This is a genomic window from Prosthecobacter sp., assembly GCF_029946185.1.
In the GTDB taxonomy this organism is placed as follows: domain Bacteria; phylum Verrucomicrobiota; class Verrucomicrobiia; order Verrucomicrobiales; family Verrucomicrobiaceae; genus Prosthecobacter.
Window position 1 is genome coordinate 1 of sequence record NZ_JAQSEA010000026.1, and the last position, 7,804, is coordinate 7,804.

Here is a 7,804-nt window from a genome sequence, read left to right on the forward strand (position 1 = left end):
CGCTAGGGCTCGGCAACCCTTCGCTGTGGTGCAGAAGGCCGTTGGCCTTCGAGACCAGGAAGATCAGTCCGAGATAAGCATGATCTGCATGACATCGCGCAGTGAGCAAAGCCCACTTGTGGGTAAAGGTCAGGGGAAATATGGGGGCACCGGCTAGTTCCCCAACTGCGTCATGGCTTCCGCCACCCACCCGGCATCAGGGAGGGCGAAGGGGCGGAAGGTTTCGAGGCGGGATTCGTGCTCGCTGTAGAAGAGGGCGCGGTGCAGGCCGAGCATGCTGGCTTTGGGGGAGTCGATGAGGCTGGCGGAGTCATTCGCGCTCATCTGGAAGAGGACGCGCATGCCGAGTTCGCTGACGGCTTTGCGGCTGAGGGAGCGGTTGACGTTGTTGAGGGTGTCGAGGCTGGTGATGAGGTGGATGCCGAGGGGCGGGCCTTCGGAGATGATCTCGTTGAGCTGGTTGCCGGGCTTGGGGGCGTCGTCGCCGCCGAAGGAGAAGTCCTCTTCGTAGCGCAGCTTGCGGAACTTTTGCAGACCGTGGATGAAAAGGTAGATGGGCGGATCTCCGGCGCTGCCTTCATCGCTGCGGCGCTTCATCTCGGCGTGGATTTCAGCGATGAAATCGGGGGCCTCGTGGCCTTGTGAAATCTGCGCGCGGCCTCGGGCGATGCTTTCGAGGAATTCACATTCGGGTGTGTCGGCGAGGGAACCGTGCACGAGATAAAACTTCGCCAAATTTGTGCGCGGTTGCTGCGCGGCAAGGGCGAGCATGCCGAGTCCGATGATGGCGGCGACGGCTTCGTCATTCTGACCGACGAGGAGCAGATGGCGGCCGCTCTGACGCGGGAAGATGGCTTCGGTGGGGCCTTTAATGGCATTGGGCATGCCGAGCCAGCATTTGGGATCAGCCAGGGCTTTGACCGGCGGATTTTCCAGGGCGGCATTCAGCAGCGCGTTGTCGCGCACGTCGGCGGGCATGTTGCCTTCAAAGACGATGGGGCGCTTCTTGCTGAAGCCGCGCATCTTGGAGAGCTGGGTGACTTTGACGAGGTTGGCGTCACGCTCTTCGTCGGTGAGCCAGACGACTTGGAAGGGGCTGTTGCCTTCCACGGCACCGGCTGCGTCATTGTAGATGCCTTCGCCGGGACGCGAGAGCAGGCGCGGCGCGGTGTTGGTGTCGTCCATGATGAGGGCGGCGTCGGCTTCATTGCACTGCAAGGCAATGCGGATGACCATCTGCCCCAGCGTGGTGCGTGCGAGTGTGTAGGCACCCCCGAGGGTCTGCGATCCGAGGAAGACGTGGATGCCGAAGGCCCGGCCTTGGCGCACGATGCGATCGAGCAGCAGCGCGGCTCCCTGTGCGACGGCGTCGTCTTCGGTGAAGTACTCCTGGAACTCGTCAATGATCAGCATGGAGCGTGGCATCGGCTCGCCCCCACCGACGCGCTTATAACCGGCGAGATCCTGCACGCCCGCCTTGCGAAACAGCTCACCACGACGGCGGAGTTCTTCGTCGATGCGTTGCAGCACGCTCAGGGCGAATTCGCGATCACTCTCAATGGCGATGACTTTGGCGTGCGGCAGTTTGTTATCCGCGTAGCACTTGAACTCGACGCCTTTCTTGAAGTCGATGAGATAGAATTCGACCTCATCCGGGCTGCATGAGAGCGCCAGATTGGTGATGATGATGTGCAGCAGGGTCGATTTACCGGAGCCTGTTTTACCTGCGAGCAGCGCGTGCTGCTTGGTGCCTTTGCCGATGGCGAGGTACTGCAGCTTCGTCGCGCCAGTGCGGCCGATGGCGACGCGGAGTTCGTTCGTGGTGCTTTCTGACCACATCTCCTTGGGCGTGACGACACTGAAGGGAACCTGCACACGGTTGGAGTCGATGCTGGCCTGCCCGATCTGATGGGCGAGATCGGCGGCGATGACATCCGCCGGCGGTGCATCGAGCTCCAGCGTACGAATGCCGCTGAAGCTGACGACACCTTTTTCCCGCACGATGCGAAGGCAGTTTTTGCGCAGATCCTCGGCGCTGAGTCCTTCAGGAAGCGGCTGACGTTTGTCCCAGTGAATGAGCACAAACACGCCGCAGCGCGCGCCGCTCATGATAATACTCTTCAGGCGCGCCATCGATGATTCATTGAAGGCGGCGGGCAGCCCGGCAATGACGAGGAAGTGGTACTTCTCCGCCACGCTGCCGGCCTGCTCGTTGTATTCGGTGATGGTCGCGTACTCGTTGCGCAAGTACATCTGGATGACCTTCTCAACGTGCTCGTTGAGTTCGGCGAGGCGCTCTTCGATCTGCTCGCGCTGCGTCCAGATGCGGCGGTTGATGAGGGCGGGTTCGTAGTCCGCCAGGTGCATGAGTCCGGCGAAGTTCTGGCCCAGACCGACGGGGTCGATGATGGTAAAGTGGACCTTGCCGGGAGGGGCCTGGGTGAAGAGGCGGAAGATGACGTGGTTCATCACATCAGCCACCCATTTGCCGCCGTCGTCGTCGGTTTCGATGAGCAGCGAACCTTCCTGCGGGAAGGCAAGCGCCAGAGGCAGTGTGATGCGCTCATACCCGCTCAGATCGAAAGGAGTCTCCTTGGCAAGCATGGCCCCGGTGGTGCTCAGGTCGAGCTCCAGCGCACCCAGCCGCACGGCGTAGGGGAAGAGGTCATGGGGCTGATAGGTGGTGCTCCAGGGCGTGAACTGCGCTGCGGGATCCAGTTTGATCTCGTCCACGGCGGTGAGGAGCGGCGGGATCTTCTGATTCCACTCGGCCTGGAGCTTGAACCAGCGCTGCTGTGCCACGGCCTGCATCGCATGCATCGCAGCGTCATGCTGGTCATTCAACTGCTGCCGCTCGTGCATGAGGGGGCCGCTGACCTGCGCGATGGCGGCGGCTTTTTGCACCTCGAATCTTTGCTGATTGCGGGCGAGGAGACGTTCATTGCGCGCGAGACAGGCGGGAATTTGGGTGGCGAGCCGCCGCCGCATGGCCTGCCGAAATTTTTCCGCGACTTCTTCCGTGAGGTTCCAGTCGGCGGTCACCAGTGCGTCCGTATGATCATATTCCGCCTGCAACTGCGCTGCAGCAGCAGCCTTGGCGGCGTCCAATTCCTGCAGGCAGGTTTCGTAGTCCAGCACCGCGAGACTGAGCTCCTGCAGGTCCACGCGCGGCTTGGAGAACATCTTAAACATGCCGGAGCTTTTGCCGGTGCCGAGCTGGTTTTCGAGGCCCTGCGCGTGGCCTTCGATGTCTTCGATGCGGGCGGGAATGTCTGCCAGCGTGAGATGGGTGTTCGGTGCGGGCGCCGTCTTGCGGCCCAGACGCTCCCCTGATGCCTTCAGCACTGCCAGCAGGCGTTCTTTGGCGGTGGTCAGACGCGACAGCAGGGCGTCTGCGTTGTGATCAAGCTGCTGCAGTCCGCGTTTGCGAATGGCATCCGCATGCACCCGGCGCATCTGCTGCCGTCCCAGCCAGCGCTCGCGTTCCTTCTGCGTCATCGCGGGCAGATCGCGCTTGATGCGGTCCTCGTAGCGTTTGAAGGCCGTCGTGCGAAACGCATGGCGGGCGTGGATGGTCTTCACGTACTCATCCCACTGTGCCGCCACTTGGTTGACGGTGGTGCCGTGCTGGGCATCAAACGTCTCCAACTGCTGCAGGTGGTTTTGTTCGGAGGTGTAACGCTTGGAACGGATTTCGCGGGCGATCTGCTCGCTGCGCGTGGCAAAGTCGCCGATGGTGTCACGCAGCGAGATGTGCAGGGAGGCTATGCGCGAGGAGCGAAGGTCAAGGGAGCTGTTCACAGTCTTTGCGGATCTTTCGGAGCAGGGTTTCGAGTTCGTTGATCATGGCGCCGGTCTTGGTCATGAGTCCGGGCAGTGGCTCCAGATAAGTTTTTTCAAACTCCAGCGCCTTGGCATCCCGCCAGTGTAGCTTGGTGGCATGCCATTGCTCTGAAAGCTCGCGGGCGTTTTGGATGAGATTCATGGGCCGGTAAGTGGTATATGTAGGCAGCAGGCGCTAAACAGTAAGCAATAAGCGGTGAACGGTAAAGATCAGGCGGCGAACGGCAGAGGGCAGACCGAGTTCAAGAAGGAGAACTTGGGGGAGTGGCAGGAGTTTCGTTGTAAGCCTGGAGAATTTTCTGAATTTCGACGAGATAGGCCACGGCCTTGGTAAGATCGCCGTCGAGGTAGTCGCGCAGGGAGTCCGTTTTGCGAGCCAGCGGATCAATGGTGCGGTCAAAGTCACGCCCCCAGGTCTTGGTGCGATCTGCCTTGGCCTGCGCCTCCTCCAGCGCGGCGCGGGCTTTCCGCACCGCCATCTGCTGGAAGGTGGGATTATCCACAAACTCGGACATGCGCGCGCTCATGAGCTCCTGCTGCGCCATGTCGAGCTTCTTCTGCCGCAGGCGGATCTGCGTGTTCCAATAGGCGGGCTGCTCCGTCTGCACCCAGCCGCGGGACTTTTTCACCGCGTCCTGCATGGAGTCGAGCGTCTGACGGGTCTTGTTGATGAACACGATGAGAGCAACACGGAAGGACTCGATGGAGTCGAGATTCGAGATGCGTGCCTGGTCAGCCATGTTTCAGCAGTTCGGTGTCCGGGGTTCCTGGACTTAGCGCTGACCGAGGTATTCCTCGATGCGCTGGGCCTTGCGCAGCAGGAAGGGCGTGTGGAGTTCGGACATTTCCATGAAGCGCTTGATCGCCTTCATGGTGGTGGTGAACTCCCCCGCGAACTTTTCGTGCTCCGCGTCCTGCCAGGTCTCACCGAGGGCGGCAAAGCGGCTCTGCAGGGAGGCAGAACGCTGCTGCATTTCCGTGTTGAAGCGCTTCAGCTCCTGCGCAAAGCGCCGGACCTCCTCGGGATTCATGATTGCCTGAGCCATGAATCAATGATGAAGGGCGAATGAAGATTGACGAATGTTTTTGCGACGAATTCGGGCGGCATCTGCGATTACCATCGGCAAACACCAGTCTTTTATTTGTTTACGCAAAAAGTCTCGACAGTTCGAATGGTTCGCATGATGAATATATCTTTAGTCTCATTTAGGGCTTCCCCCCATCTCACTTGGCACATTTTCCGATGAAGTTTTTCCCCAATCAATCCGCTATTGCTTTTAAGCACCCGACACTTCGGGGATGGATCATTGCCTTCGCCTGTGGTTTTTTTACCATCTGCATCATCGGCCCTGTGGTTTGCCTCGGTCTGTGGCTGCTAGAAATGGGAGCCACCGCCATCAAACTGACAACTGTCCCGGCCATTCTTGCAGTCTCGACTCCGGTCGCAGCCCGCATCATACTTCAAGTTGCCACGGCATTCGGAGCCGTGCTGGCCACCCTGTCAGTCTATGAAGCAGCCCGCAGAAAGCGTCGAGAAGTCCGCGTTACAGGTCATCATCCGATCATGGATGATTTCGAGCATTTGCCGTATTTCACCACCTGGCATGCCAATCCCATGCTGCCGACGGGTCAGACGGTGAATCTAAACGGGCAAGGCAGCAGCCCTACGGATACTCAGGTCGCGCTTTGGCAGCAGTTCATTGCCCGCTACGACACCCTGATCGACACTGCGACACGCGCCCTGCTCACAGCGCCGCATCCGCTGGAGGAGTGCTCATCTGTGACACTCACCCCCTCCGGGATAACCATCGCCAAGGACGGCAGCTTGTATGTCGGTCTGCATTTCACCACGGTGCCCGAGATGCTGTGGACAACCGAGAACGAGACCCCCATCCCCTTCGTGATTTTCACCCCCTCGCTGGAACTGGAAAAGACGCAGTGGGTAGCACCCTATGAAGCCTGAAGAAGCCTGCGGCAGAATTCGACACCGCGAAAAGCAAGCGCCGGAGATCGGCTATTTGAGACTCTGTGCAATCGGAGGACTTGTGTGCGTATAAGAACGCATGAAATCCTTCACCGCCCTGCTCTTCCTCCTCGCCACGGCTGCGCCTGCGGCGTTTCCAGACGGCTGGTCGCTGTGGTCCCCGCGTGATGAAGCGAAGCCGGATGCGGAAGTCAGCCAGACAGGCGGGCATGGGGGCAAGGGTTCGCTAATCCTCAAAACGGGCGCGGGCGAACAATGGATCGGCTGCTGGACGCGCACGCTGCCGATCGAGGGCGGGCAGCATTACCAGTTCAGCGCCTGGAAAAAAGCCAGTGCCATGCCTACGGCGCGGCGCAGCGTTTATGCGCGCATTCTGTGGCAGGATGAAAACGGCAAACCCGTCCAGTGGGAGGAGCCTGCGAAGCAAGGCTACGCCAAAGGTACGGTGCCGCGTGCGGAGCCTGAATATCCGCCAGTCCATGAGGGTGAAGCGAACCAGTGGACGCATTGCGAGAGCACGCTACGTGCGCCGGTGAAGGCGCGGCAGGCGAAGATCGAACTTTATCTCCAGTGGGCTGCCAATGCGCGTGTGGAATGGAGCGATGTGTCACTCGGCGCCGTGGCCGCCCCTGCCCCGCGCAAGGTCAGGCTGGCCACGATTCACCTGCAGCCGAAGGACGGCAAAAACCCCACTGACAAACCACCGCAGTATGCGCCGCTGATCGCCGCCGCCGCGCAGCAGAAAGCCGACCTTGTGGTGCTCGGCGAGACGCTCACTTATTACGGCACGGGCAAGACGATGGCCGAATGCGCTGAGAGCGTGCCCGGACCGAGCACCGAGTATTTCGGCAAGCTGGCCAAGGAGCACCACTTGTACATCGTCGCCGGTCTGGTGGAGCGCGAGGGCAAGACGCTGTACAACACGGCGGCGCTGATGGGCCCGGATGGGGCGCTGGTGGGCAAGTACCGGAAAGTCACGCTTCACCCTATTTTGCCTTTTTGCTTTTTTACGATCAAGGTGAACACTGAGGCATTTAAATCCTTCATTCTCAGAAAGAAAGGTGTAACCCAACAACCAAAGAGCCTTGGCGAGCATCTTCGCAAGCAGCGGCTGGTTCTGGGATTACGTCAAGAGGATGTTGCGAATGAACTTGGCACTTTGCGAGAGGTATACGACCGTTGGGAGCGTGACGAAAGGCTGCCTGTCGTGTCCGAGTGGCCCGCCATCATCTCCTTTCTCGGCTACTACCCCGCTCCTGAGGCCGCAGCCAGCGAGGTCGTGCTCAAGACGAGGAGATGCCATGGGATGACTCAGAAAAGCTTGGCAAAAGTCATAGGCGTCATACACCAACGCGTGCGCCGATGGGAACGCGGCCAGGAACTGCCACCTTCTGATGCCAAAGCACTGTTAATGCGCCTCGCCACGCTGCCGCAGTGCAGATTTGCCAAAGGTGCCCATTTTAGGGCGCACGCCGGATAATACAGAACCCCTTTCCTTTCCTGTGCCAGCGCTCTCCCACGAAATCGCACCTGTGCTTGGCTAAAAAATCGTCAACGCTTCGGGTCACGCTCTCGATGCGTGTGCCATTGGGCGGGCCTGAGCGGTAGTCGTCCACGACCATGACCCCCTGAGGGGTCATGTGAGGAGCCACGGTCTCCAGATCGAACTTGCATCCGTCATAGGTGTGATCCCCGTCAATCGTCGCGAGATCAATTCCTTGAGGAAACTCGCGCTGAAAAAACTCCGGCGAGAGGATTACGCGCGAAGAGTTTTCAATGACATCCCATGCAGGAAACTTCCCTTTAATCAAGGCGGCCATGCGACGGCCATGCGGGGCCTTGTAATCCAGGTTGATGTCGATGCTGATCATCCTTTTCAGTTTCCCGCTGCTATGGAGTACGCAGGCGGCCGAACGTCCGGTGCAAAAGCCGGTTTCGAGCACATTTCGCGGCTTCACCTGTTTGCATATTTCAGCA

General features: G+C 59.8%; 7 protein-coding genes. 2 read left to right on the top strand and 5 right to left on the bottom strand.

Translation table 11 applies throughout. The features are described from left to right. Positions 1-153: 153 nt before the first annotated feature. The 4 genes from PSV43_RS01375 to PSV43_RS01390 form a co-directional block, all read right to left on the bottom strand. Positions 154-3,801 (bottom strand): FtsK/SpoIIIE domain-containing protein, encoded by a 3,648-nt coding sequence (locus tag PSV43_RS01375; protein WP_300192913.1) that lies wholly within the window; start codon positions 3,799-3,801, stop codon positions 154-156. Then, positions 3,785-3,985: a hypothetical protein gene (locus PSV43_RS01380; RefSeq protein ID WP_300192915.1), complete on the bottom strand. Its 201-nt coding sequence runs from the start codon at positions 3,983-3,985 to the stop codon at positions 3,785-3,787. The genes PSV43_RS01375 and PSV43_RS01380 overlap by 17 nt, the downstream gene beginning before the upstream one ends. A 100-nt stretch (positions 3,986-4,085) precedes the next feature. Then, entirely contained in the window at positions 4,086-4,583 is a 498-nt protein-coding gene (locus tag PSV43_RS01385; protein WP_300192917.1) for a hypothetical protein, read from the bottom strand. A gap of 33 nt (positions 4,584-4,616) precedes the next feature. Then, complete coding sequence (locus PSV43_RS01390; RefSeq protein ID WP_300192919.1) at positions 4,617-4,889, bottom strand: WXG100 family type VII secretion target; 273 nt, start codon at positions 4,887-4,889, stop codon at positions 4,617-4,619. Between the two features lie 197 nt (positions 4,890-5,086). On the opposite strand from PSV43_RS01390, the gene PSV43_RS01395 reads away from it, so the two are divergent. Next, positions 5,087-5,806: a hypothetical protein gene (locus tag PSV43_RS01395; RefSeq protein ID WP_300192921.1), complete on the top strand. Its 720-nt coding sequence runs from the start codon at positions 5,087-5,089 to the stop codon at positions 5,804-5,806. Between the two features lie 100 nt (positions 5,807-5,906). Further along, the gene (locus tag PSV43_RS01400) at positions 5,907-7,307 is read left to right on the top strand and encodes a nitrilase-related carbon-nitrogen hydrolase (RefSeq protein WP_300192923.1); all 1,401 of its coding nucleotides are present in this window, start codon (positions 5,907-5,909) and stop codon (positions 7,305-7,307) included. On the opposite strand, the gene PSV43_RS01405 is transcribed toward PSV43_RS01400, so the two are convergent. Beyond that, positions 7,288-7,804, bottom strand: a 517-nt coding sequence (locus PSV43_RS01405) for a class I SAM-dependent methyltransferase (protein WP_300192925.1), incomplete at its 5' end; no start/stop codon positions are given. The two genes, PSV43_RS01400 and PSV43_RS01405, sit on opposite strands and share 20 nt — an antisense overlap.